The following is a 24,374-nucleotide window of genomic DNA, read 5'->3' as shown; positions in this document are numbered from 1 at the left end:
ATGAAATCGCGCCTTTCACGCCAGGGCGGCGTTGCAAATCCTCGCGATACCTACGGGTATCGCTGCGGTTTGCGCCTTGCCCTGACGCGAAACGCATCGATTTCATTTTGCGCAGCTATTTGCGGGACACCACACTAGGACTTGGCGGGGCGATTCACCAGTGCGTGAATCCCGCGCAGGTCCAACCGCTCCAGCAGGTCGACAAGCAGAGCCATGAACGGCGCATAGGCGGCTTGGTCGGCGTGGCGTTCGATCCAGTGCTCGATGTCCGTGACGCGGCCCTGCAGCGCCAGGCTGGCGAGTTCGTCCAGGGCGCGATCCTCCGGCATGGCATGTCGGGGCATCGCGGGCGCCGGTGATGGCTCGCCAGGCGCGGTCTCCCGCTGCGCGACGACGGGCCAGTCCGCGTCGGAGGCGTCGACCGGCACCGACAGCGCGAAGGAGAACGTCGCACCCTGACCGGCCACGCTGGCCACACTCAGCGTTCCGCCCATGGCCGAGACGATGCGCTGCGCGATGAACAGGCCCAATCCCGTGCTGCCGCTCGCGGGGTGCATCTGCTGGAAGGCGCCGAAGATGTCGATGTTCCGGCTCATGTCGATGCCGATCCCGGTGTCACTGACAGCGAAGCTCAAGACACAGGCGCGCCCCTCGGGCCGGGCCGTGACCGACAAGGTCACCACACCGTCGCGCGTGAACTTGGCGGCGTTGGACAGCAGGTTCAGCAGCACCTGCTGCATGCGCTTTCCGTCCAGGCCGATCTCTCGGGGCATTCGCTCGGAAGGGCGGTAGCGAAAGCGGTTGTTCCGCTGCGCGCACAGAGCGACGGCGTAGTCGGAAATGTCGTCCAGCAGGCGCGGCAGGTCGGTCGTGACGGGGTGGACCGTCAGCGGTTGCAGCTCTGCCTTGGCGTATTCCAGCAGTTCGTCGATCAGGTGGAGCTGGTACTTGACGCTGCGCTGGATGGTCAGCAGATGCTTGCGCTGCGTGTCGTGCGCATCGGCGAGCAGGAGAGACGCGTACCCGCCGATCGTCGCAAGCGGTGCGCGCAAGTCGTGACCGATGTAGCCCAGGATCTCGACTTTCTGATGGGCCTTGGCCTCGATGTGGGCGAGGGCCGCGCGCAGATCGGCATGCAAGGCGGCGGCGTGCATGTTGCCGAACGCCAGTGCGTAGCCGATGTGGGTCAACTTCAAGCCGAAGGCCAACAGGGTCTGGAAATTGCCCGATGCCAGAAAATCCTGTGGCACGGGAAAGAAGGGCGTTCCGACCAGGCGTGCACCATGAACCAGCAACGCCAGCAAGGCGACGACGACCACTTCGGGGTTGCTGTTTCCCCCGCGCCCACGACCCATCGTGCACAGTGCCTGGAGGGTCATCAGGGCGATCACCGACTGGGCCGCGCCGTACACGTAGACACGCGCCGAGGTGTCGTACGTGACATAGGAGAAGCAGGCCAGCAAGGCCACTTCCACCGCCAGTACCCCCGCCATCCAGGGCAGCCACGCGCGGCGCCGATCGAAGAACAGGCAGATGCCCACGTAGAACAGGACCGAACTCAGTGTCGTGAGGAAATTCCCGAGGAGGATGGAGAAGAAGTCCGGGATCCTGTCCCGCAGGATGAGCAGCAAAGCGCCGACGCCGAAGACAAGGAAGCCGACGCCCCAGACCAGCAGATAGCGCGCGCGTCCCTTCGCCCACAGCGCCAGCATGCCGGCGGCAAGGACAAACTCCGCCAGCGCCGTGAAGAACGCAGCAGTTCCCAGATTCAGATTCATTTGGACTTCGATCGACGCTTGGCGATGCGCGTCGCTCCGAGGGGAGTCCGATTCTGCGGAGGATCTCGTCAGCCGCCTTTGCCTGGCGGTGCGCCGGTTTTGATCGGGCGCCCTGTCCGGTCATTGACCGGTTCGCGCCTTCCCAGGTTGCGCGAGTTCAAGCGCAGCGCTACCCCAGCAGCAGGACCCGCGTGCCGTCGGAAGCCACCATCACGCCCGGCGAGGCCGCATCGATCTCGATGCGGATGCCCATGTGCAAGGCCGGGTCCAGGGGGCGCTGGCGGCCCGCGTTGAAGAGCGCCACGTCGCGCAGGTAGGTGTCGTGCTGCGCAAGGTTCAGCACGAACTTCTCTGGATAGGCGCCGGTCGCGCTCAGGTGGTCCGAGAATTTCTCGGTCATCGTGAAGAAGAGGAACAGCGGGTTGTCGGCCATGCCGCAAATCTAGCCGCGCCGGCCGAAATCCGGCTACCGGGTTTGTGGGAGGGGAGAAGGCGCCCGGCCGCAGCCCTCAGGCCATCCCATAGCGCAGCAGCCAGTTCCAGATCACCGCCGAGCCGTTCGACATCGCCAGCGCCGCCTTCGCATAGCCCATGAGGTCGGCCAGCCGCACCTCGGCGCGGATCACGACGTCGTGGCGCTGCAGGTCTTCTTCCTTCACGTCCGCGCGGCGCCGGTCGAGCTCGTCGCGCAGCACGGTGGCGTAGGCGCGGGGGCTCTTCAGGCGCAGGAACATGATCGGCTCCACCACCGCGTCGAGCGCGGGATCGACGAAGGTGTGGATCTCGGGTTCGCGCGAGACGACCTGGTCGCCGTGCGCGTCCCGGATCAGCTGCTGGGCCTCTTCGAGCGCGGCCTCGTTCGCCGCGTAGATCCGGCCGCCGCGTCCTTCGCAGATGAACACGTACTGGTCGGGCCGCGAGAGCCAGTCGACCGGCCCGCGCTGGGCGAAGACGGCCAGGCCTTCGGCGCCGGGCAGCAGCGACTGGCGCAGCGGGTACTTGGTGAGGGGGTCTTCAGCGAACATCTTGCAGCTTCCTCGAAATGACGAGCGACGGGGTGTCGGCGCGGCGGTCGGCGGGCACGACCAGCACGTCACCCGTGGCCCAGCACAGCACACGCTGCGCCACGCTGCCGAACAGGAAGTCGGCCAGCGGATGGGCGCGGCGCTTGCCGACCACCAGCAGCTCGGCGCGCGCGTGCTGCTGCTGCACCGTGGCCTGCCGCGCCGGGTCGCCGCGGCCGATGGCCGACAGCACGCGGTTGCGCCGCGCGCTGGACGAGTCGGTGAGCGAGAACAGCCGCTCGCGCGCCTGTCGCATGCTGTCGTGGCGGTAGGTCTTGATGGCGTGTTCGGACACTTCGGCGTAGCGCAGCTTGCTCTCGTGCATCGTGTTGAGCGCGTGGAACAGCTCCAGCGCGGCGTCGGGGTCCAGCCCGTGGGCCAGGCTCACGAGCTCGCGCGAGGCGGGCGTGAAGTCGACGGCCACGAGGATGCGGCTGTAGCGCAGGCGCGTGTCGAGCCGCGTCACGAGCACCGGGCAGCGCAGCTGCCGCAGCAGGCGCTCCACGGGCTGGCCGGTGAAGAAGGCGGCGGGCGAGCGGTCGCGTTCGTGGTTCAGCACCACGAGGTCGATGTAGCGCGCCTCGTCCACGATCTGCGCGAGGCCGCCGCCCGTCCCCGCGACCTGCTTGACCAGCACATCGAAGCGCGAGGCCATGGCGCGGGCCAGCCCCGCGAGCGCGGTCGCCGCCTCGGCGTGCGCGAGCGGCGCCAGGTCCGCGGGCGCGTACACGAGCTTCAGCAGCGCGCCGTGCTCGGCCGCGAGCAGGGCGGCGCGTTCGACCGCGCGGTTGCCGCGCGCCGTCAGGTCGGTGACGGCGAGGATGGATTGAAAGGACGGCGTGCTGGATGCGACGCCGCCTCCGGGAAGGGCGTGCTCCCGCTGAACCTGATGATGATGCATGACGCACTCCAGTCGAACGCGACCCCGGATGACGGGGGCGCAGCCGCGCGGGGCAGGTGCCCGGCGGTCGATGGTTTGCGCTGAAAAGAGAGAGGGGGAAAGAGGCGGACCGCCGGGCTCAGGAATGTGCGGGCGTCTGCTGGGCCGCCGCTGTCATCCGCGCCCACGCAGGCGTGCAACCGCCGGGGCGGGACGTCGAGGTGTGGAGGAAGGGCTGGGCGTTCATGCGGGGGAGTCTAGGCCGGATGCGGCCGAATCCGCTCAGTACCCGCACAACCTTTGCCAGATTGGAGCCGCGCGGTGCAGGGTGTGCGCGGTTGGGCTTCCCATTTTTCCTTTTCATTTGTCATGCGCAGGAGGGGACGTGTTTCCGTGTCTGTCCCTGTCTTCCTGGAGGTTCACGCATGAGATCCCACTGTCTAGCGCCCGGTCGGGCCGCAGAGATAGCCCATGAGCGCATCGACGATCGAGGCCTCGAGCGCGGCCGGCTCGAATTGCGCGGGCGGCTCGATGACGGCCGCATGCACCAGCGTCTCCATGATCTGCAGCACCACCCAGGTGGCGAGGTCGAGGTTGCGCGGCGCGAGTTCGGGGCGGTGCTCGTCCAGCAGCTGGCGCACGCGCCGGAAGATGTCGTGGTCGGCCGGGCTTTCTTCGCGCGGCGTGTCGAAGAAGGGAAATTCCTTTTCGAGCACGCGATGCAGCGCCGGGTAGAGCGCATGCGCCGCGAGCAGCGCGCGCACCATGGCCTGCACGCGCCCGCGCAGGCTGCGCGCACGCGAGGCGGCGAGCACCTCGTCGATCACCGCGTACATCTGCCCCGCGTGCCGCTCGTGCAGCGCCGTGATCAGCGCGTCCTTGTTCGGGAAGTACTGGTAGAGCGAACCCACGCTCACGCCGGCGCGTTCGGCCACCACGTTGGTGTTGGTGCCGGCATAGCCGCGTTCTCCCAGAACGCGAGCCGTGGCTTCCAGAATGACCTCGACCATCTGCTGGGAGCGCGCCTGGCGCGGCGCCTTTCTTGGCTGGGGAAGGGATTTCATCGGGCGTTCCGAATGCGAGTTTTCAATGCGAGTGAAGGCTCGTATTCTAAGAAGAACCGAGCAAATGCTCGCATTCAAGAGTTCGCAACATCCGAATCGATACACACACCATGACAGCCAATGCCTCCGAGGCCCACGCGCCGCGTGCGTTGCCTTCCGCCTTCCCGCTCCTGCAGCCAATCGCCGCGGTCCCACCCGAGCGTGGCACGCGGCTGGAAGCCCATGTCCTCCAGTGCCGCCTCGTGACGCCGCACATGCGCCGCATCACCCTCGGCGGCCCGGACGTCGCGGCCTTCTTGCGCCACGCGGCGGCCGACCAACCCGGCGCCTGGGTGAAGGTGTTCGTGCCCGGCGGCGAAGGGCGCGCCTACACCCTGCGGCGCATCGACCGCGTCGCCGCCACGCTCGAGCTGGACTTCGTGCTGCACGGCGACAGCGGCCACGAAGGCCCCGCTTCGGCCTGGGCGGCACGGGCGCAGCCGGGCGAACGCATCGGCTTCGCCGGGCCGCGCGACGGCGGTTTCGCGCTCCCGGACGACGCGCGCTGGGTGATGCTGGCCGGCGACGCGACCGCGCTGCCTGCGATCCAGTCGATTGCCGCGACCCTCGGGCCGGAGATCCGCCTCAAGACCTATGTCGAAGTGCCCACGGCGGCCGATGTGCAGGAGATCCGCAGCCAGGCCGTGCTGCGCACCTGCTGGCTCACCGGCGATCCGGCCGAGCCGGGGCTGGCGCTTCAGCAACAGCTGATGCACCGGCCGCAGCCGGCGGGGCCCGGTTACATCTGGCTGGCGGGCGAGTCGGGCGTGGTGCGCACGTTGCGCGCCCATTTCCTGAACGACCAAGGCCTGGCGCGCACGCGCCTGACCGCCAAGGGCTACTGGAAGCACGGCGAAGCCGACCACCGCGACCGGGCCTGAGCCCGACGCGCCGGGTCAGTGTTCCGCCGGTGCGTGGCGCGCGCGGGTGTCCGAAGGCCGCTCGCCGAAGCGTGCGCGGTACTGGGCCGCGAAATGGCCCAGGTGAAGGAAACCGTATTTTTCCGCCACGTCGCGCACGCCCGTCTGCGTGGCCGCGGCCTGCAGCTCGGCGCGCACCCGGTCCAGCCGCAGCTCACGCAGGAACTCCATCGGTCCCTGGCCCGCATGCTGGCGGAACGCGATCTGCAGGGCGCGTGCGCTGCAGCCGGCCTCGCGGCACACGTCGGCCAGCGACAGCGGCTGCTCGGCGTGCGCGGCCATGAACTCCTGCGCCTTGCGCACCGCGCGCGGCAGCAGGTGGCGCTGCGCGTCGCCGGCGAGCGCGCGCGAGTGGTTGTGGCCGGCCGACATCAGCAGGCTCGACATCAGGTACTCCTCGGCATGCTCGGCCAGGCGCCCGCCGCCTTGCAGCGCATTGCCGGCATCGAGCGTGAGCCGCAGGTAGTCGATGAAGTGCACCAGCGGCGCGAGCGCGGGGTTGTCCAGCGGCACACCGAGGTCGAACACCAGGTGCTGTCGCACCGGCGCCTGCAGCAGCGCCTCGAGCCGCGACAGCAGCGCCGCGCGCGCGATGCGCACGATCAGGTGCGGGCTGTCGTCGGCCCAGCGCATCGACAGCAGTTCGGTGGGCGAGGGCAGCGAGGCGACGCGCGGCGTGGCCTCGACCTGCTGGCCGCCGCAGCGGATGTCGGCGCCGCCGCGCAACGGAATCTGCAACAAGAAGAAGTCTTGCAGGTAGCCCGGGTCGATCTGGACGCCGGGACCGTACTGCACGTAATTGAGGCTCACGTCGCGGTGCAGGCGTGCGCTATGGTGGCAGGCGTCCAGTTCGGTGCGCGGGCGCAGCATGGTGAGGCCGTGCGGGCAGAACACGCGGGCCACGCTCTCGCGCGCCTCGTCCATGTCGTGGCTCTCGAACAAACGGTAACGCTGCAACGGCAGCCGTGGGGCGGTGGCGGTTTCCATAGGGAAGCGGGCAGACCGTAGCAAAAAGCCTTCCAGCCCACAATTCGGGCCGTCCCTTGGAACCCCCGAAAAAACCTGCGCGGCAAGGACAGCGCCTGCGTTTTCCGGATCGGCCGGCGAGGCCCGGCGCTCTACCTTTGGTCCATTCGCCGAACCGGCGATTCAACCGAGGAGAGCAAGCGTCATGTTCAAGGGACTCGAAGGCAAAAGCGCCATCGTCACGGGTGGTTCGACATTGATAGGCGCCGGCGTGGTGCGCGCCTTCCACGCGGCGGGCGTGAAGGTGGTCATCGCCGACATCGACGCCGACAAGGGCCAGCCGCTGGCCGACGCGCTGGGCGCCGGAGCGCGCTTCGTGCGCACCGACATCACCGACGACGCGCAGGTGAAGGCCTGCGTCGACGAGGCCGCGGCCCGCCACGGCGGCGTGCACTTTCTGGTGAACCTGGCGTGCTCGTACGTGGACGACGGCTTCAAGTCGCCGCGCGCCGACTGGCTCACCTCGTTCAACGTGAATGTGGCCAGCGCCGTCGCGATGCTGCAGGCGGCGCACCCGCACATGGTGGCGGCCGGCGGCGGGGCGGTGGTCAACTTCACCAGCATCTCGTCGCGCGTGGCCCAGACCGGGCGCTGGCTCTACCCCGTGAGCAAGGCCGCGATGGCGCAGCTCACGCGCAACATGGCGATGGACCTCGCCCCCGACCGCATCCGCGTGAACAGCGTCTCGCCGGGCTGGACCTGGTCAGCCGTGATGGACCAGCTCACGGGCGGCGACCGCGCGCGCACCGACCGCGTGGCCGCGCCCTACCACCTGCTGGGGCGCGTCGGCGACCCCGACGAGGTGGCGCAGGTGGTGCTGTTCCTGTGCTCCGAGCACGCGAGCTTCGTCACCGGCGCCGACTACGCGGTGGACGGCGGCTACTCCGCCATGGGCCCGGAGCAGGCCGTGCCCGCGATTCCCCGCCTGATGGAACCCTGATCGGCATCCACAACAACACCCTCACGAGACAACACAGAAGGAGCAAGCCATGAAGCGAATCGCCATCGTCGGCGCGGGCCAGTCGGGCCTGCAACTGGGACTGGGCCTGCTGGACGCAGGCTACGAAGTCACGATGTACAGCAACCGCACGGCGGACGACATCCGCCACGGCAAGGTCATGTCGAGCCAGTGCATGTTCCACACCGCGCTGCAGGTCGAGCGCGACCTCGGACTCGACCATTGGGCCAGCGACTGCCCCACGGTCGATGGCATCGGCTTCGCCGTGCCGCACCCCGAGCAGAAGGGCGCCAAGGCCATCGAATGGGCGGCGCAGCTGAACTCGAGCGCGCAGTCGGTCGACCAGCGCGTGAAGGTGCCGGCCTGGATGACGCTGTTCCAGCAGAAGGGCGGCGAGCTGGTCTTCAAGGACGCCGGCATCGACGACCTCGAGGCCTGCACCCGCAGCCACGACCTCACGCTGGTGGCCAGCGGCAAGGGCGAGATCTCCAAGCTCTTCGAGCGCGACGCCGCCAAGTCGACCTACGACCAGCCGCAGCGCGCCCTGGCGCTCACCTACGTGAAGGGCATGCGCCCACGCACGCCGTACTCGGCCGTGTGCTTCAACCTGATTCCGGGCGTGGGCGAGTACTTTGTGTTTCCGGCGCTCACCACCACGGGCCCGTGCGAGATCATGGTGTTCGAAGGCGTGCCCGGCGGCCCGATGGACTGCTGGGCCGACGTGAAGACGCCGCAGGAGCACCTGGCGCGCAGCAAGTGGATCCTGGACACCTTCACGCCCTGGGAGGCCGAGCGCTGCGCCGACATCGAACTCACCGACGACAACGGCATCCTCGCCGGCCGCTTCGCGCCCACCGTGCGCAAGCCGATCGCCACGCTGCCCTCGGGCCGCAAGGTGCTCGGCCTGGCCGACGTGGTGGTGCTCAACGACCCGATCACGGGGCAGGGCTCGAACAACGCGGCCAAGTGCGCCGACACGTACCTGAAGAGCATCCTGGCGCGCGGCGAGGGCGCGGCCGATGCGCCGTGGATGCAGCAGACCTTCGACCGCTACTGGTTCGGCTATGCGCAGTGGGTCACACGCTGGACCAACATGCTGCTCGCACCGCCGCCGCCGCATGTGCTCAAGCTGCTCGGCAGCGCCGGCGCCGTGGCGCCGATGGCCAGCGCCATCGCCAACGGCTTCGACGATCCGCGCACCTTCTTCCCGTGGTTCGCCGACCCGCAGGAGGCCGACCGCTACCTCGACACCTGCGCGGCCGCCGCGGCGGCTGCGTAGGCGGAGCCAGCGCATGACACGACGCGTGGCCATCGTCGGCGCCGGCCAGTCCGGCATGCAGCTCGCACTGGGCCTGCGGGCCAAAGGGTACGCCGTGACGGTGTATGCAAACCGCACGGCGCAGGAGATCTTCGACGGGCCGGTGATGTCCAGCCAGTGCATGTTCGAGACCGCGCTGCAGACCGAGCGCGAACTGGGGCTCGACAGCTGGACCGACACCTGCCCGGTGGTCGAGGGCATCGGCATGTCGGTGCGCAGCCCGGAAGGCCAGCGCGCCATCGCGTGGGAGGCGAAGCTCGACGGCCCCGCGCAGTCGGTCGATCAGCGCCTGAAGATCTCTGCGTGGATGCAGCTCTTCGAAGCGCGTGGCGGCCGCCTCGTGCACCAGGACGCGGACCTCGACACGCTGGAAGACTGCGCGCGCACGCACGACCTCGTGGTCGTCGCGAGCGGCAAGGGCGAAATCTCGGCGCTGTTCCCGCGCGATGACGCGCGCTCCCCGTTCGACGCGCCGCAGCGCGCGCTGGCGCTCACCTACGTGAAAGGCATGCGCCCGCGCGAACCGTTCGCGGCCGTGAGCTTCAACCTCATTCCGGGTGTCGGCGAGTACTTCGTGTTCCCGGCGCTCACCACCAGTGGCCCGTGCGAGATCATGGTGTTCGAAGGCGTGCCCGGCGGCCCGATGGATTGCTGGGACGACGTGAAGACGCCGCAGGAGCACCTGGCGCGCAGCAAGCAGATCCTGGCCACCTTCCTGCCGTGGGAGGCCGAGCGCTGCGAACACATCGAGCTCACCGACGACCACGGCGTGCTGCGTGGCCGCGTCACGCCCGTGGTGCGCCACCCGGTGGCCACGCTGCCCTCGGGCCGCCAGGTGCTGGGGCTCGCCGATGCGGTGGTGCTCAACGACCCGATCACGGGGCAGGGCTCGAACAACGCGGCCAAGGCGGCTGACATCTACCTCAAGCGCATCCTGGAGCACGGCGACGCGCCCTTCGACGCCGCGTGGATGCAGCAGACCTTCGACCGCTACTGGGAGGGCTACGCCCGCTGGGCCACCGACTGGACGCACAGCCTGCTCGCACCGCCCGCGCCGCACCTGCAGAAGCTGTTGCAGAGCGCCACGCACCGGCCGGCCGTGGCGAGCGCGGTGGTCAACGGTTTCGACGACCCGCGCAACTTCGCGCCCTGGTGGTTCGACGCGGCCGAGGCCGACCGCTTTCTCGAAGCCAAGGCGCGCGAGGCGGCGGTCGACCGCTTCGACCGGCGCGACTTCCGCAAGGCGCTCGGCCAGTTCAGCACCGGCGTCACCGTGATCACCACGCGCGCACTCGACGGGCGCCGCGTGGGGATGACGGCCAACTCGTTCTCGTCGGTGTCGCTCGATCCGCCGCTGGTGCTGTGGAGCCTGGCGCGGCAGGCGCCCAGCGTGGCCGACTTCACCGGCGCGAGCCACTTCGCGATCAACGTGCTGGCCGCGCCGCAGCATCATCTGTCGCGCCAGTTCTCGACGCCGCAGGCCGACAAGTTCGGCGGCGTCGATTGCTGCGAAGGCACGGCCGGCGTGCCGCTGCTCAACGGCGTGCTCGCGCGCTTCGTGTGCCGCAACGTGCGACAGTACGACGGCGGCGACCACCTGATCTTCATCGGCGAGGTCGAAGGCTACGAACGCTTCGACGGCGAGCCGCTGGTTTTTCACTCGGGCTACTACCAGGTCACGACGCGCCATCCGGAATGCGTACAGTGAGCCCCTGGTTCCCCACGTCCACCTTTGAGCATTGAACGGAGTCACACACCCATGCAGAACAAGGCATCCCCATCGTCGTCGCAAGACATCCGCATCCAGGCCGCCGACGGCAGCGGCAGCTTCGGCGCCTACCTGGCCCTGCCGCGCGGCGGCACCGGCCCGGGCCTGGTGCTCGCGCAGGAAATCTTCGGCGTCAACAAGACCATGCGCGACGTGGCCGACTACTACGCCGAGGAAGGCTACGTGGTGCTCGTGCCCGACCTGTTCTGGCGCCAGGAGCCCGATGTGCAGCTGGGCTACACGCCCGACGACTGGCAGCGCGCCTTCGCGCTGTACCAGGGCTTCGACGAAGCGCTCGGCATGCAGGACATGCAGGCCGCCATCACCGCGCTGCGCCAGCGCTCCGAGGTGCCCGGCGGCAAGGTCGGCGTGCTCGGCTTCTGCCTGGGCGGCAAGCTCGCCTACCTGGCGGCCTGCCGCACCGACGCGGACGTGGCCGTGGGCTACTACGGCGTGGGCATCGACGCCGCGCTCGACGAGGCCGACCGCATCCGCTGCAAGCTGGCGCTGCACGTGGCCGAGCTCGACGGCTTCTGCCCGCCCGAGGCGCGCGACCGCATCGTGCAGACCCTGCGCGGCCGGCCGAACGTCGAGGTGCATGTGTACCCGGGCGTCGACCACGCCTTTGCGCGCGTGGGCGGCGAGCACTTCCACCGCGCCTCGGCGCTCATGGCGCACGAGCGCAGCGTGGCCGCGCTGAAGTCGGCCATCGGCCCGAACTACGACCTGGCCGCGCTGTGGGACAAGCACTGCGAGTACGAGTTCGGCACCCGCAACGTGGACGACACCATGGGCACCATGGTGGCCGAGCCCTACGTCAACCACATCCCGACCATGACCGGCGGCGTGGGCTACAAGAACCTGCACGCGTTCTATACGAACCACTTCGTCAACAGCAATCCGCCCGACACCTCGCTGGTGCCGATCTCGCGCACCGTGGGCGCGACGCAGGTGGTCGACGAGATGCTGTTCTGCTTCACCCACACCACCGAAATCCCGTGGATGCTGCCCGGCGTGGCGCCCACCGGAAAGCGCGTGGAGATCCCGCTGCTCGCGGTCATCAAGTTCCGCGGCGACAAGCTCTACCACGAGCACATCTACTGGGACCAGGCGAGCGTGCTGGTGCAGGTGGGCCTGCTCGACGCGGCGCTGCTGCCGGTGGCGGGCGTGGAAACGGCGCGCAAGCTGCTCGACGAGACGCTGCCGTCGAACACGCTGTTGACGCGCGCTTGACACGCCCGCGCGGCTGATCCCTCAGGCGCCGCTGTTGGCCGGCGGCGCCTGCTGCAAGCGGTAGTCGCGCGGCGCCATGCCGTGCTGCTTACGGAATGCCGCGGTGAAGCGGCCGTGGCACTCCCACCCCGCCTCGGCCGCGATGGCCTGCACGCTCAGCTGCGTGTCGCGCAGCAGCCGAGCGGCCAGCGCCAGCCGCTCGGCGACGAGCAGGCCGTAGACCGTCGTGCCCTCCGCCTCCTTCACGTGCGCCTGCAGCCGCGTGGCGCGCAGGTCGAGCCGCTGCGCGAGCGCATCGACCGTCCACGCCTGCGCCGGCGCTTCGCCGAGCAGCGCGCGCAGCCTGCGCACCGTCTGCGTCGCAGCGCTGCCGTGGGTGTCTTCCGAACGTGCGGGGCGCAGCAGCTGTGCCAGGTCGAGCAGCACGCAGGTCAGCAGCTCGGTCGCACGTGCGTGGAACAGCGGCACGAAGGCCGGGCGATCGGAGGGCTCGTCGCCGATGCGCGCCAGGCAGTCGCGCACGCGCGGCGTGAGCGCCGCGTTGCACAGCACCCGGCCGTCGTCGCGCTCGACCAGCTCGCTCATCTGCCGTGCGGGCAACCGCACGCCCAACGCATGCAGCCAACGCGGCAGCAGGTCGCGTCGCAGGCGGAACTGCACGAAGTTGTTGCGGCAGGCGCCGGGAATGTGGATCAGGTAGCCGCCGTCGCGGTTCGGCGTGCGCAGCAGCGCGCGGTCGACGCGGAAGTCGAGCGGCCGCCCTTGCGCGCTGCCGATCTCGCCCGTGACGTGGCCCGAAAGAAAGAAGGTCAGCAGCAGCTCGTTGCCGGGCGCCAGCTGCACGTGCAGGTCGTCGTTCAACCTGAAATCGAAGTACAGCGCGCTCGCGCCTTCCCAGGGCGTGGTGCGCAGCCGCAGGATGCGGCCGCCGTCGTCGGGCCAGCGCACCTCGCGGCTCGCGCCGTCGTGCAGGGCCGGCAGCGCGAGGGGGCGGTCGGCGGGCAGGCGGATCAGCGCGGCGTTGAAATCGTCCTCGCGCAGCGCGGCGGCCGTGAACGGTGAAGGCTGGATCGGCACAGTCTGCGATGGGATCGGCATAGAAAACCCTGACAGGCGGCGTTAGCGTTGCAACACTTTGGTTTGAACGGAGTTTATGGATGAATGCTCGACGTGTCTGCCGGTTTCTGGGGCTCCTGGGGGCCCTCGCCGCGGGGTGCCTGCCGGCGCTTGCCGGTGCGCAGAGTGCCTGGCCTTCGCGGCCGATTCGCCTCGTCGTGCCCTTCGTGGCGGGCGGCGGCGCCGACGTGGCCGCGCGGCTGATCGCGGCCAAGCTGCAGGTGCAACTGGGCCAGCAGGTGGTGGTCGACAACAAGCCGGGCGGCAACACGCTGATCGGCGCGCAGGAGATCATGAAAGCCCAGCCCGACGGCTACACGCTGCTGTGGTCCATCGACCAGACCTTCGTGCTCAACCCGTCGCTGTACAACCGGCTGCCCTACGACCCGAGGAAAGACTTCACGCCGGTGGCGCTGGCCATCACCTCGCCGACGGCCGTCATCGCGCGCACCCAGCCAGGCAGCGTGGGCGACGTGCATGAGCTGGTGAAGCGCGCCAAGGCCGCCCCCGGCAAGATCAACATCGGCGCGGCCGCGATCCTGTCGCAGATGGCGCTGGAAGAGTTCAACCGCAGCGCCGGCATCGAGACCACGCGCGTGCCCTACAAGGGCAGCGCCGAAGTGGCGCAGGCCACCATCGCGGGCGACATCGACGCCGCCTTCGACGGCATGGCGCCCTATGTGCAGTTCGTGAAGGCGGGGCGCGCGAAGATCCTGGCCGTCACCTCGGCCAGGCGCTTCTCGGGCCTGCCCGACGTGCCCACGCTCGACGAGCTGGGCTACAAGGGCGTCGACTTCTCCGTGTGGTTCGGCGTGGTCGGGCCGGCCGGCCTGCCGCCCGAGATCGCGAAGCGCGTGAGCGACGGCGTTGACTGGGCGATCCGCCAGCCCGATGTGGTCGAGAAGCTGCTGGTGTTCGGCTTCGAGCCGGCCACGCAGACCAGCGCGAGCGCACTCAAGGGCCGCATCGACAGCGACCTGGTGCGCTACAGCCCGGTGATCCGCAAGCTCGGCTTCAAGCTCGACTGAGAAGGAACGCGTCATGAAAACCGCGGGCCTGATCGGAGGCGTCGCGTGGCCTTCCACGCTCAGCTACTACCGCTTGTTGAACGAGCACATCCAGCGCGAACTCGGCGGCCTGCACTCGGCCCGCTGCGTGATCGTGAGCCTGGACTTCGCCGGCGTCGTCGCCGCGATGACCGAAGGGCGCCGCGACGATGCGCGCGCCCAGATGGAAACCGCCGCGCGCCAGGCCCGAGCGGCCGGCGCGGAACTCATCGCGATCCTGGCGAACACCGGGCACTTCGCGGCCGACGCCGTGCAGGCCGCGGCGGGCGTGCCGCTGGTGCACGTGGCGCGCGAAACCGGCGACGAGATCGCGTCGCGCTTCCCCTCGATGCGCCGCCTCGGCCTGCTGGCCACGAGCTTCGCGCTCGACGCGCCGTTCTTCGGCCAGATGCTGGGGGAGGGCGCGGGCTTCGAGCTGGTGCTGCCCGACGCCGCGCAACGCCGCACGCTCGACGCAGCCATCTTCGGGCCGCTGGCGCGCGGCGAGGCCAGCCCCGCCGACGCGGCCGTCATCTCGACGCTGTGCAACGCGCTCGTGGCGCGCGGCGCGCAAGGCATCGTGCTCGGCTGCACAGAGCTGAGCGCCGTGAAGCCCTGGATCGCGTGCGCCGCACCCTTGTTCGATTCCACCGACATCCACGCCCGCGCCATCGTGCGCGAGATGACCCGGGCCTGATTCATTTCCACACACCGAGAACGAAAGAGAGACCACCGCATGCAGACCGCCAACTTTCCCTTGCCCTTTGTCAATGCGCCCTACAGCCGCGCGATGTTCGACGACGAGTGGATCTTCGTCTCCGGCACCATCGGCATGGACTACGACACGCAGACGCTCGCCGTCAGCGCCGAGGACCAGACCCGCCTGATGGTGCGCAACATCGAGAAGTACCTGGCGGCCTGTGGCGGCCGGCTCGAGCAGGTCATCAACTACACGTTGATCGTGGCTGGCGCCGAGCACCTGGGCGCGGTGGTGAAGACGCTGTCGGAAGTGCTGCCCTGCAAGCCGACGGGCACCGCCATGCTGGCCGGCATCGCCGTGCCGAAGGCGTGGGTGGAGATGCAGGTGATTGCGCGCAAGAGCCAGCCGGTGGGCGGGGCCAGGCCATGACACCGCGCGCCAGCGGGTTGCTGCGCGCGGGCTTCTGCGCGCTTGCCTGTGTCGTGGCCGGCTGCGGCGGCGACAACGGAGGCGGTGGCGGCTTCTTCGGTGGGCCGGTCGTGACGCCACCACCCACACCGCCCGCGTCGAACGACACCTACAGCGCCGAGGTGCGCTGGACGCAATACGGCCTGCCGCACATCAAGGCCAGCAACTATGCGGGCCTGGGCTATGGCCATGGCTATGCCGTGGCACGCGACCACCTGTGCCTGCTGGCCGACCGCGTGCTCACGCTGCGCGGCGAGCGCTCGGAACGCTTCGGCCCGGACGGCCTGGCCACCGTGGCCTTTCTGCAGATTCCCAACCTGGACAGCGATCTGTTCTATCGCGTGCAGCTGTCGGACGACGAGGTCGAGACCGCCTGGCAGGGCCTGTCCACCGATGCACGCCAGCTCGCGCAAGGCTATGCCGCCGGCTTCAATCGCTGGGTGCGCGACCTGCCGCCCGAGGCGCGCCCCGGCGCCTGCAAGGGCCTGGCGCTGCCGCAGATGACCGCCAGCGATGTGGTGCGCGCCACGATGCAGGTGGGCTCGCTGTGGAAGGCCTTGAGCGTCGCAGCGTACGCCTCGGCATCGACCTGGGACCAGCTGGGCGCGCCACCCGTGGCGAAGGCCAAGGGCGACCGCCCGCCGACGCAGCGCATGGCGAGCAACGCCTGGGCCTACGGCGCCGAGGCCACGGGAACGAACACCTCGATCATGGTGGCCAACCCCCACACGCTGTGGCAGGACCACTGGCTGCTGATGCACCAGATGCACCTCACCATTCCCGGCGAGATCGACGTGATGGGCGCCGACTTCCTGGGCCTGCCGCTGCCGTTGTCGGGCTTCACGCGGCACCTGGCCTGGAGCATCGAGGCGCCTTCGACCGTGACCTATCCGCTGCTGGTGGCGCTGGACGTGAAGCCCGGCGCGAAGCCTTCGTACACGGTCGACGGCGCACCGCGCGAACTGACGATGAAGACCGTCGCGCTGCGCGTGAAGCAGCCCGACGGCAGCGTGCGCACGCAAAGCCACAGCCTGCCGTACTCGCACCTCGGACCGCTGTACCGCTTGCCGGCGGAAGCGGGGCGCCCGGCCGGCTGGCATGCCGTGACCGACCCCAACGTGGCGAATGCGCGCGCGCTCGACCAGATCCTCGCCGTGGCGAAGGCGCGCGACATCGGCGCCTTCGAGCAGGCGGTGGCGCGCAACCGCGGCATCACCGCGCACCTGATCGCGGGCGACAGCCAGGGGCAGGCGATGTACATCGAGTCGGGGCCGCTGCTCGACATCGGCGATGCCGCGTTGCGCGACTGCGCTGTGGTACCGCCGCCCGACGACGCCACTGTGCCGGCCGCACTCGACGGCCGCCGCAGCGCGTGTGCCGTGCGCGATGCCGACGGCCGGCCGCGCCTGGCACCGGCCAGCCGCCTGCCGGCGCTCGCCACGCGCGGCATTGTGCAGAACGCCAACGACAGCTACAGCCTCTCGCTGGTGGGGCGCCAGCTCGATGGCTATTCATTGCTGCTCGGCAGTCCGAAGGCTGCGCCCGGTGCGCGCACGCTGATGTCGCAGCGGCAGATCGAAGACAGTCTGGCCGACGGCCGCATCGACGTGGCAGAAGCCACCGACATGGTGCTCGGCAATCGCAACCACCTGGCCGAGACCACGCTCGATGCCGTGCTGGCCGCCTGCACCAGCGCGAAGGGCGGTGCCACGGTGCAGCGCGCCTGCGGCATCCTGGCCGCGTGGGACCGGCGCCACAACGTCGACAGCCGTGGTGCCTTGCTGTTCACCGAGCTGGGCCCCCGGCTCGACAACGTGCCCGGCCTGTATGCGCAGCCCTACGACCCGGCACACCCGTTCCGCGTGCGGCCGGTGTCGTCGGCGGCAGGCGTGACGGCGGGCATCGTCGCGGCGGTGCGCGACACGGCCGATGCGCTGGCGGCGCTGGGGCTGCGTGGCGATGAGAAATGGGGTGACATGCTGGCGCGGCCCACGCCGCGCGGCCGCGTGCCGCTGCATGGCGGCCCGGGCGGGCAGGGCGTACTCAATGCGCTGGAGGGCGCGCCGCTCACGAAGGACGGCTACGGCGACATCATCGCCGGCACCTCGTACGTGCATGTGGTCACGTGGGCACAGGGCAAGCCGGTGGCGCGCGTGATGATGGCGGGCGGGCAGTCGAGCGACCCGGCCTCGCCGCACCACGACGATCAACTCGAGCTCTTTTCGCGCAAGCAGCTGGTGACGCCGCCCTTCACTGAAGAAGAGATCGCGGCCGATCCGAAGCTGGAGCGGCGCACGTTGCGCGAGTGACGGTGTCGCCAGGCCCTGAACGGAGCCTGGCAACGACGCCGCTCAGACCGTCATGCCTTGTTCGACGTCGAGCGTCTTGCGGCGCGCCATGGCCAGGTTCGACTTGGTCTTGTCCAGCACCAGGTAGACGAACAGGCCTTCCTTCTTCTGCATCGGGCGGATGATGTGGTACTGCTTGCCGAGCGTGATCAGCATGTCTTCGATGCTGTCGTTCAGGCCCAGGTCGCGCATGGTGCGCAGCTTGGCGCGGACCACTTCGGTGTTGCCGGCGGCGGCCACCTCGAGATCGACGCCCGAGCCGATCTGGCCCAGGATCATGCCGCTGCTCGAATCGACCAGCGCCGCGCACAGGGCGCCGTCGCAGGTCATCAGGTCGTCCATGGATTGCTTGATATTTGCCATCGAAATCTTTCCTAGTCCTCGCCCCTGAAAGTCGGCGGCCACCCGGGCGAAGGGGATGGGTGGCTGCCGGTGTCGAATGGGTGTGGTGCGCCGATGCTCGGCGTCAGGCGTGCTGCAGCAGCTGCGTCGCCTGTTTCGCGAAGTACAGGACCTGGCCGATGATGGCTTCGCGGCTGGTGACCACGCTCACGATCAGCGTCATCTCGGGATGCCGCGCCTGCAGCATCAGGATGTGGCCGTGCGTGGCCTCGATCGCCACGTTGTCGCAGTGGCCCAGCTGGCTTTCCTCGCCGGCCACGGCACCCAGCGCGGCCAGCGAACTGGCGATGGCCGACAGGCGCGCGACCTGCGCGGTGTTCTCGACGCGCGCGGCCAGCTCCAGGCCGTCTTCGGTCGAGATCACCACGGCCTTCACGCCCTTGATTTCCCGCATCAGGGTGTCGATGGCCGATTCCGCTGCAAGCCTGATTCTTGGAGTGATGTTCATTGCTGCCTGAATGGAAGGAAAAGGAGAAAAAGAGGCGCGTCCTGCGTTCAGACCTCGAGCTGGAGCAGGAGCAGTTCCAGCAGCTGCACGACCTGCTGCGCATCGGTGACGTTGGCCGGCAGCACCGGGCACACGACGCCCTTGGCCTCCATGCGCCGGGCGTAGGCGTCGATGCCGGGGCTCGGGTGCGTTTCCATGCGGCCCACGGCCACCACGCAGGCGGTCTGCGCAATGAGCTCGGCGAAGCCGTCCAGGTAGATGTCCAGGTCGGCCAGCGGATCGGGGCGGCTGTTGTCCACCAGGATCACCACGCCGAGCGCGCCACGCCCCAGGATGCGCCACATGAAGTCGAAGCGCATCTGGCCGGGCGTGCCGTACAGGCGCAGCTTCTCGCCGTTGTCGAGCGTGAGTTCGCCGTAGTCCAGGCCGACCGTGGTGGTGGCCTTGGCGACCGAGGTGTCGCTGTTGCGCACGTCGGTGCTCACGGGCGGGATCTCGCTCACGCCGGCGATGGCCGTGGTTTTGCCGGCGCCCATGGTGCCGGTGAAGAGGATCTTGTGTTCTACGGTCATTGAGGGCCTGACGGCAGCAAGCCGAGTCGGTTCCTGATGCGTGCGAGCAGGCCGGGCTGCACGGTGTCGCGGGCGGGTGCCGGGAAGCGGCTGTCGGGAAAGACGCTGTCGGGGGCCGAGGCCGCCACCAGCGCGCCGGGGGGCGCGGCGCGTTCGAGCAGGCCGGCGCGCTGCAGGTCGGCCAGGAAGTCCGCGCACTCCTGGCGCGTGGCGGGCGAGCGCTGCTGCAGCGACAGCACCGACGCCGGCCGGTTGGACATCAGCGTGGCCAGGCGCAGGCGGATCGGCGCCTCGAGCACGGCCGCGGGCGGCCAGCGCAGCATGCGGAATTCTTCGTGCTCGCCGATCGGCACCTCGGTCGTAGCCAGCCCCAGGCCGCGGGCGTGGACGACCATCGCGCCGAGGCGGTTGAGCACCACTTCCAGCGCATCGGTGTGCAGCGGCAGGGCCAGGAAAGGGCCGCGTTGCGGGTCGGCATGGGCAACCGTCAACGTGGGCACCGCCGGTTGGGGCGAGGCGGCGGCAAGGGCGACCTGGTCGCCGACGACCCGCAGGTCGGCCTGCTCGGCCTTCCACGACCAGTTCTGGTGCGTGCGGTGGTCGAGCAGCCGGATCAGCGACTTGAGCAGCACTTCTTCGCGGTGCGGCAGCCCTTCGACGCTGTAGCTCAGCAGGGCGCGTTGACTTTTGGGAACGGTGTTAACGGCGGTCATGCAGCCTCCGCACCACCGAGCCCATCGGCCGGCCGTTGTGGGATGTTGCGTTCAACCGCATCGAAAACACCGATTGGAGGCGGCATCGCCGTTCTTTTTGCAACTTAAGCACTCACTGTAAGAAGTTGGACGGAGACGCCGATCGCAACGCTGGCTGGGAGAACTAAAGTGTTTGTTTGGAGGTGGCGTCAAAAATATAACACTTGTTGCAAATAAAAACACAAGATTACGAACAACTGTTTTCAGTGGGTCGCGGACGCGACAAAGCCTCGCGGGCCGCAGTGCGGCGCGCGAGGTTTCAGGGAGGGGGCGGTGAAAGCGGCGGGCGGGGAGAAGGGCGCCCGCCGGGGCGTCAGTGCGCCAGTTGCGCCTGCAGCTCGGCCACTTGCCGGCGTAGGTCGGCGTTCTCGGCCGTGAGTTCGGCCACGCGCTGTTGCAGTTGCTGCACGGCGTCCAGCGCCGCCGGTTCGGCGCCTTCTTCGGTTTCGGGCGCGGCCTCGCGCGGCTTGCGCTTGGCCTCGCGCACGCGCTTGGCGGCCTGCTTGAGCTCGTCCTTGCCGGCGTTGGCAGCCGACACCTGCTCTTCAGCGGGCAGGGACGCGACGGCCGCGGCCGTGTTGATCGAGATCACGCCCGACTTCACGGCCGCCACCAGCTCGGGCGCGGCCTGCTTCTGGATCTTCTCGATCATCACGACCTGGCTGCTGCTCAGACGCGCGGCGCGGGCGATGGCCTCGCGGCTGTTCAGCGGCACGGGCGGCGGCAGGGCTTCGTCGGAAGCGGGAGTGGAGGTCGAAGCGGGCGCGTCGTCGACGTCGAAGGGCGGGTCGTCCGCCGTGGTCGGGGTGGTCGGCGTGGCGGCGCTGCTGCGGGCGCGGCGCTCGTCCACGATGTCCTTCTTGCGCAGCGCCAGCACGCCGCGCAGGTAGTCCGAGATGCTGCGGCGGCCCAGGTGCTGGTCGATCATCCACAGGTGCACGTCCTGCAGCGTCTTGAAGCGCGTGTTCTGCACGGTCTGGAAGGGCAGGCCGTGCTTCTGGCAGATGCCGTAGCGGTTGTGGCCGTCCACCAGCACGTCGCCCCACAGCACCAGCGCGTCGCGGCAGCCTTCGGTGAGGATGCTGCGTTCGAGGGCTTCGTACTCCTCCGGCGTCAAGGGATCGATATAGGCTTTGAGTTCTTCGTTGACGACGATGTTCATGGGTACGGGTGCGGGGAAAGGGCCGAAATTTTAGATGGCCGCACTTGTGCGGGTCGTGGCGACCGCAAGCGGCCGGTCCCATTCGAGCGGCGCGATCTCCCGGCAGACGATGCGTGTAGTGGCAGACGTCGCGTGGCCCTGCGCGGCGCACAGGGCCACGAGATGCTTCGGCGTGGGTCGCAGTTGCCAGAAGTCCCAGCCCTGCGCGGGGTCGTCGCCCGTGCGTGAATCCGAGCGCGCGAAGCCGATCGTGCCGGGGTTGTCCAGCGCAAAGCCGAAGCTGTCGAGCGGTATCTGCAGGCCGAGGCCGCGCGCCTTGATGTAGCTTTCCTTCAGCGTCCACAACTCGAAGAAGCGTTCCGCCTGGAACGCTGTTGGCAGTGCATCCAATGCCCGTGCTTCGGCTGGCGAGAAGTAGTGGTTGGCAACGTCGAGCGCGGCCTTGCGTTCGATGTTCTCGGTATCGACGCCCAGCTCGATGTGGCGCGCAACGGCCAGCACGATGAGCCCGTCGGTGTGGCTCAGGTTGAAGTTCAGGCCGACTGCTTCAAGGGCGTCGGGCGCGCCAATGCGAGGGCGCCCGAAAGCGTTGCTCGTGAACTGCCAGGCGTGCGGCGCCACCGGCGCGTAGCGCGACAGCACCGAGCGCACCAGCGTTCGTGTCAGCAGCTCGCGATGCCGGTCGCGTGCGAAGTGAAAGCGCGCCTGTTTCGACAGCTCTTGCGCACTCAGCAACGCACGGCATGCGGCCGTCAACTCGGGGCTGCCGGCATCGCCGTGAAAGCAGAACCAGAGGTGAATCTCGCCCGCGGGCAAGGGAATGAGTGAAGCGACGCTTGGCATGAAGGGGCCACAGCTTAGAGGCCATGAGGAGGCGATCAAGGGCCGCGTTCGCATTTTTTCCATGAAAAATGATGCGACGCGAAGTGGTCTATCATCGCGATCCCCCGCATGGGCAATGCCGGGCTCCGCGTTGGTGCAGAGCTTCCGGGCCGTGCGATTCGCAGCGCCGAATTTTCGCGGGGACCCACATCACTTGATTCGAACGGTGACCCGGAAGGTCATCACGGTGACTTGAGATTTGCATATAAATAGTAATGATTCTTATTTGTATTTGTGCATAGAAAGTAGTAACCGGCTTGCGGACCGTTTCGGCTCGCTCACAGGAGGAAGAGGTGTTGAACATGCCAGTGGATTCGTCCGAGCCTTCGCTCGGAGAAGTCTTCATCGCCCATCGCATGCAGCTTTGGCGCGTCGCCCGCAAGATCGTCAACACGGCGGATCTGGCCGACGACGTGGTGCAGGACGCCTACCTGAAGATCGTCGACGGCCCTTGCGTGCGGCAGGCCGACCGGCCCATCGGCTATTGCTGCCAGGTGGTGCGCAACATGGCGCTGGATTACTGCCGGCGCCACCGTGTCGAGGCCAGCTATCGCACCTTCGATGTCGACGTCGAACTCCTGGATGTGCCCGACGTCGGCACGCCGGACCGCATGATGTGCGAGCGCCAGGTCATCACCGCCATCGACCAGGTGCTGTCCGGGCTCGCGCCGAAAACGCGCCTGGTGTTCGAGCTCTATCGGCTGGAAGGCCTGACGCAGCGGGAGATCGCGGCGCGCCTGGGTTGCGCGCTGGGGCTGGTGAATGGCCTGATCGCCGAGGCTGCGACGGCCATCAAGTCCTGCGGCCATCTGCTGCTCGACAGCGGCTCGCGCTAGAGGCCGTCGCCCGACGGTGGGAAGGGGCACGCCCGTTTCCCGCGAGAATGCGCGCTGTGCAATGGCTGCAGGCGCTCAGGGGCCGGTCTGCACGGACAACGCGAACGGCTTTCAAGAATGACACAGGAAAAAGACGATCCCATCTGGAGCACCGCATGGGACTGGGTACAGCGCGAACACGACCGCGAGAATTTCGATGACGTGGCGCGTGTGGAAATGACGACCTGGCTCCTGGCAGAGCCCGCGCATCGCCGTGCCTACGACAAGGCCGCACAGCTCTGGCTGCTCGCGGGCTTCGTGCCTCCGGCCAACGACTTCGGCGATGGCGACGAATCGCCCGACGCCGGCACCGACACCACGCCGCAGCCCCGCACCTGACGCCCGACGCCCCCGCCAACGCGCGCCATGCCGCGCGTTCGTGGCGTGGCCCCGCCGGCCCACCTTGGCGGATGCAGCCATCTCCCCCGCCAAGTGCTCCCTCGTGAAATGAACAGATTCGCTTGCGAAGCGTCCTGTTGGCAGGGGCGCTGCAATTCGATCCGGTCCGCGACCGGCCATCGGGCGCTCCTTCTGTTCAATCACACAAGGACGCACCGATGTCGACGAGCTGTTTTGACCGCGAAGACGAGGCCTTCATCGTTCTGGTCAATCACGAAGACCAGTACTCCATCTGGCCCCACTGGAAAGCCGTTCCCGGCGGATGGACCGCCGTCGAAGGCGTCCAGGGCGACAAGAAGACCGTCCTCGCCTACGTAGAAAGCCACTGGACCGACATGCGGCCCAGGTCGCTGCGCGAATGGATGCAGCAGCAACAGGCGGACGCACCGGCCACGCAAACCGCGGCAGGTTGATGAGCGCTCAGGCGCCCCTGGCGCTGCTGTGCCTGCCGTGCGCGGGCGCAAGCGCCTCCATGTACCTGCGGTGGCGGCGTTTCCTGCCGCCGTGGGTCCGCATCGTGCCGGTGGAGCTGCCGGGGCGCGGCGCGCGCATGGGCGAAACCTTTGTCGAGGACTTCGATGCGATGGTCGCGCGGATCTGCGCCGAGCAGGCCGACGCGATGCGCGGCGACTTCGCGCTCTTCGGGCACAGCATGGGCGCGTTGCTCGTGCATGGCGTGGCCCGCCGGCTTCAGTCCTTGCGGCGGCCGTTGCCGCGCGCGCTGCTGGTGTCCGGCTGTGCGGCCCCTTCCCGGCGTGACCCCGAACGTTTCGACGGCGGTGAAGACGACGCCTCGCTGATCGCCGAACTGCGCAAGCAGGGCGGCACGCCCGAAGAGGTGTTCGCGAGCGAGGAGCTCATGCGCATCACGCTGGACACGCTGCGCGCCGACCGCCGCGTCTGCCGCAGCCACGTCCATGTCGCCGCCTGGCCACCGCTCCCGCTGCCGATCCAAGCCTTTGCGGGGCGCCAGGACGACATCGAGATGCCGGCCATGGCGGCCTGGTCCGAAGAGACCGGCAGCGCCTTCACGCTCGACTGGTTCGAGGGCGGGCACTTCTTTCTCAGGCAACACGAGGCCGCCTTTCTCGCGGCGCTGGTACGGCGTCTGCCGACGCATCTTCATCAAGCGCAACTTCAGGCGCATCAAGGGTAG

At 68.7% G+C, this 24,374-nt stretch carries 25 protein-coding genes and 2 pseudogenes; 14 read left to right on the top strand and 13 right to left on the bottom strand.

Going from position 1 to position 24,374, the window contains the following annotated elements; translation table 11 throughout:
• Positions 1–134 precede the first annotated feature (134 nt).
• The 5 genes from AC1RAA_RS25290 to AC1RAA_RS25270 all read right to left on the bottom strand — a co-directional run bounded on the left by AC1RAA_RS25290 (position 135) and on the right by AC1RAA_RS25270 (position 4,786).
• Positions 135–1,778: an ATP-binding protein gene (locus AC1RAA_RS25290; RefSeq protein ID WP_492728117.1), complete on the bottom strand. Its 1,644-nt coding sequence runs from the start codon at positions 1,776–1,778 to the stop codon at positions 135–137.
• Between the two features lie 169 nt (positions 1,779–1,947).
• A complete protein-coding gene (locus tag AC1RAA_RS25285; protein WP_492728115.1) occupies positions 1,948–2,211 on the bottom strand; it encodes a hypothetical protein in 264 nt (87 codons plus the stop codon).
• 76 nt (positions 2,212–2,287) lie between these two features.
• The gene (locus AC1RAA_RS25280; RefSeq protein WP_354343854.1) at positions 2,288–2,803 is read right to left on the bottom strand and encodes a hypothetical protein; all 516 of its coding nucleotides are present in this window, start codon (positions 2,801–2,803) and stop codon (positions 2,288–2,290) included.
• Complete coding sequence (locus AC1RAA_RS25275) at positions 2,793–3,743, bottom strand: universal stress protein (protein WP_492728113.1); 951 nt, start codon at positions 3,741–3,743, stop codon at positions 2,793–2,795. The genes AC1RAA_RS25280 and AC1RAA_RS25275 overlap by 11 nt, the downstream gene beginning before the upstream one ends.
• Positions 3,744–4,162: 419 nt before the next feature.
• Positions 4,163–4,786, bottom strand: coding sequence for a TetR/AcrR family transcriptional regulator (locus AC1RAA_RS25270; protein ID WP_492728111.1), 624 nt, complete (start codon positions 4,784–4,786; stop codon positions 4,163–4,165).
• 110 nt (positions 4,787–4,896) lie between these two features.
• Here AC1RAA_RS25270 and AC1RAA_RS25265 point away from each other — a divergent pair, with 110 nt between their 5' ends.
• Positions 4,897–5,706: a siderophore-interacting protein gene (locus AC1RAA_RS25265; RefSeq protein ID WP_492728109.1), complete on the top strand. Its 810-nt coding sequence runs from the start codon at positions 4,897–4,899 to the stop codon at positions 5,704–5,706.
• Between the two features lie 15 nt (positions 5,707–5,721).
• Here AC1RAA_RS25265 and AC1RAA_RS25260 read toward each other — a convergent pair whose 3' ends face one another.
• Positions 5,722–6,732, bottom strand: coding sequence for an AraC family transcriptional regulator (locus AC1RAA_RS25260; protein ID WP_492728107.1), 1,011 nt, complete (start codon positions 6,730–6,732; stop codon positions 5,722–5,724).
• 184 nt (positions 6,733–6,916) lie between these two features.
• Here AC1RAA_RS25260 and AC1RAA_RS25255 point away from each other — a divergent pair, with 184 nt between their 5' ends.
• From AC1RAA_RS25255 to AC1RAA_RS25235, 5 genes and pseudogenes are all read left to right on the top strand, one after another.
• Positions 6,917–7,711: an SDR family oxidoreductase gene (locus AC1RAA_RS25255; protein WP_492728105.1), complete on the top strand. Its 795-nt coding sequence runs from the start codon at positions 6,917–6,919 to the stop codon at positions 7,709–7,711.
• Positions 7,712–7,760: 49 nt separating this feature from the next.
• Complete coding sequence (locus AC1RAA_RS25250; RefSeq protein WP_487848183.1) at positions 7,761–9,008, top strand: styrene monooxygenase/indole monooxygenase family protein; 1,248 nt, start codon at positions 7,761–7,763, stop codon at positions 9,006–9,008.
• Between the two features lie 13 nt (positions 9,009–9,021).
• Positions 9,022–10,257, top strand: a pseudogene (locus AC1RAA_RS25245) (styrene monooxygenase/indole monooxygenase family protein); the annotation flags it as partial.
• Positions 10,258–10,266: 9 nt separating this feature from the next.
• Positions 10,267–10,755: pseudogene (locus AC1RAA_RS25240) on the top strand (flavin reductase family protein); the annotation flags it as partial.
• A 51-nt stretch (positions 10,756–10,806) separates the two neighbouring features.
• Positions 10,807–12,048, top strand: coding sequence for a dienelactone hydrolase family protein (locus AC1RAA_RS25235; protein ID WP_492728102.1), 1,242 nt, complete (start codon positions 10,807–10,809; stop codon positions 12,046–12,048).
• A 21-nt stretch (positions 12,049–12,069) separates the two neighbouring features.
• Here AC1RAA_RS25235 and AC1RAA_RS25230 read toward each other — a convergent pair whose 3' ends face one another.
• Complete coding sequence (locus AC1RAA_RS25230) at positions 12,070–13,146, bottom strand: helix-turn-helix transcriptional regulator (protein WP_492728100.1); 1,077 nt, start codon at positions 13,144–13,146, stop codon at positions 12,070–12,072.
• A 59-nt stretch (positions 13,147–13,205) separates the two neighbouring features.
• Between AC1RAA_RS25230 and AC1RAA_RS25225 the strand changes: the two genes are divergently transcribed.
• The 4 genes from AC1RAA_RS25225 to AC1RAA_RS25210 are packed head-to-tail and all read left to right on the top strand — an operon-like array spanning position 13,206 to position 17,687.
• Entirely contained in the window at positions 13,206–14,192 is a 987-nt protein-coding gene (locus tag AC1RAA_RS25225; protein ID WP_492728098.1) for a Bug family tripartite tricarboxylate transporter substrate binding protein, read from the top strand.
• Positions 14,193–14,205: 13 nt separating this feature from the next.
• Entirely contained in the window at positions 14,206–14,907 is a 702-nt protein-coding gene (locus AC1RAA_RS25220) for an aspartate/glutamate racemase family protein (RefSeq protein WP_492728096.1), read from the top strand.
• A gap of 39 nt (positions 14,908–14,946) precedes the next feature.
• Positions 14,947–15,339 carry a Rid family hydrolase gene (locus AC1RAA_RS25215; RefSeq protein ID WP_492728094.1) on the top strand — a complete coding sequence of 131 codons (393 nt, stop codon included), beginning with the start codon at positions 14,947–14,949 and terminating at the stop codon, positions 15,337–15,339.
• On the top strand, positions 15,336–17,687 hold the full coding sequence (locus AC1RAA_RS25210) for a penicillin acylase family protein (RefSeq protein ID WP_492728092.1): 2,352 nt from the start codon (positions 15,336–15,338) through the stop codon (positions 17,685–17,687). The genes AC1RAA_RS25215 and AC1RAA_RS25210 overlap by 4 nt, the downstream gene beginning before the upstream one ends.
• A gap of 42 nt (positions 17,688–17,729) precedes the next feature.
• On the opposite strand, the gene AC1RAA_RS25205 is transcribed toward AC1RAA_RS25210, so the two are convergent.
• From AC1RAA_RS25205 to AC1RAA_RS25180, 6 genes are all read right to left on the bottom strand, one after another.
• On the bottom strand, positions 17,730–18,089 hold the full coding sequence (locus AC1RAA_RS25205; RefSeq protein WP_095746312.1) for a hypothetical protein: 360 nt from the start codon (positions 18,087–18,089) through the stop codon (positions 17,730–17,732).
• 103 nt (positions 18,090–18,192) lie between these two features.
• Entirely contained in the window at positions 18,193–18,576 is a 384-nt protein-coding gene (locus AC1RAA_RS25200) for a roadblock/LC7 domain-containing protein (protein WP_062469906.1), read from the bottom strand.
• 47 nt (positions 18,577–18,623) lie between these two features.
• The gene (locus tag AC1RAA_RS25195) at positions 18,624–19,148 is read right to left on the bottom strand and encodes a GTP-binding protein (RefSeq protein WP_062469903.1); all 525 of its coding nucleotides are present in this window, start codon (positions 19,146–19,148) and stop codon (positions 18,624–18,626) included.
• Positions 19,145–19,861 (bottom strand): hypothetical protein, encoded by a 717-nt coding sequence (locus tag AC1RAA_RS25190; RefSeq protein ID WP_369646213.1) that lies wholly within the window; start codon positions 19,859–19,861, stop codon positions 19,145–19,147. Before AC1RAA_RS25190 ends, AC1RAA_RS25195 begins: the two co-directional genes overlap by 4 nt.
• Positions 19,862–20,213: 352 nt before the next feature.
• Positions 20,214–21,062 (bottom strand): plasmid replication/partition related protein, encoded by an 849-nt coding sequence (locus AC1RAA_RS25185; RefSeq protein WP_307696023.1) that lies wholly within the window; start codon positions 21,060–21,062, stop codon positions 20,214–20,216.
• A gap of 30 nt (positions 21,063–21,092) precedes the next feature.
• A complete protein-coding gene (locus tag AC1RAA_RS25180) occupies positions 21,093–21,905 on the bottom strand; it encodes a 4'-phosphopantetheinyl transferase family protein (RefSeq protein WP_492728089.1) in 813 nt (270 codons plus the stop codon).
• 341 nt (positions 21,906–22,246) lie between these two features.
• Between AC1RAA_RS25180 and AC1RAA_RS25175 the strand changes: the two genes are divergently transcribed.
• The 4 genes from AC1RAA_RS25175 to AC1RAA_RS25160 all read left to right on the top strand — a co-directional run bounded on the left by AC1RAA_RS25175 (position 22,247) and on the right by AC1RAA_RS25160 (position 24,374).
• On the top strand, positions 22,247–22,780 hold the full coding sequence (locus tag AC1RAA_RS25175; RefSeq protein ID WP_206167912.1) for a sigma-70 family RNA polymerase sigma factor: 534 nt from the start codon (positions 22,247–22,249) through the stop codon (positions 22,778–22,780).
• A 117-nt stretch (positions 22,781–22,897) separates the two neighbouring features.
• Entirely contained in the window at positions 22,898–23,158 is a 261-nt protein-coding gene (locus AC1RAA_RS25170) for a DUF4880 domain-containing protein (RefSeq protein WP_492728087.1), read from the top strand.
• A gap of 218 nt (positions 23,159–23,376) precedes the next feature.
• The gene (locus AC1RAA_RS25165; RefSeq protein ID WP_095746306.1) at positions 23,377–23,631 is read left to right on the top strand and encodes an MbtH family protein; all 255 of its coding nucleotides are present in this window, start codon (positions 23,377–23,379) and stop codon (positions 23,629–23,631) included.
• Positions 23,631–24,374 (top strand): thioesterase II family protein, encoded by a 744-nt coding sequence (locus tag AC1RAA_RS25160; RefSeq protein ID WP_492728085.1) that lies wholly within the window; start codon positions 23,631–23,633, stop codon positions 24,372–24,374. The genes AC1RAA_RS25165 and AC1RAA_RS25160 overlap by 1 nt, the downstream gene beginning before the upstream one ends.

The organism is Variovorax sp. GW823-FHT04F07, assembly GCF_058795995.1.
This window is presented reverse-complemented; position numbering and strand designations above follow the sequence as displayed.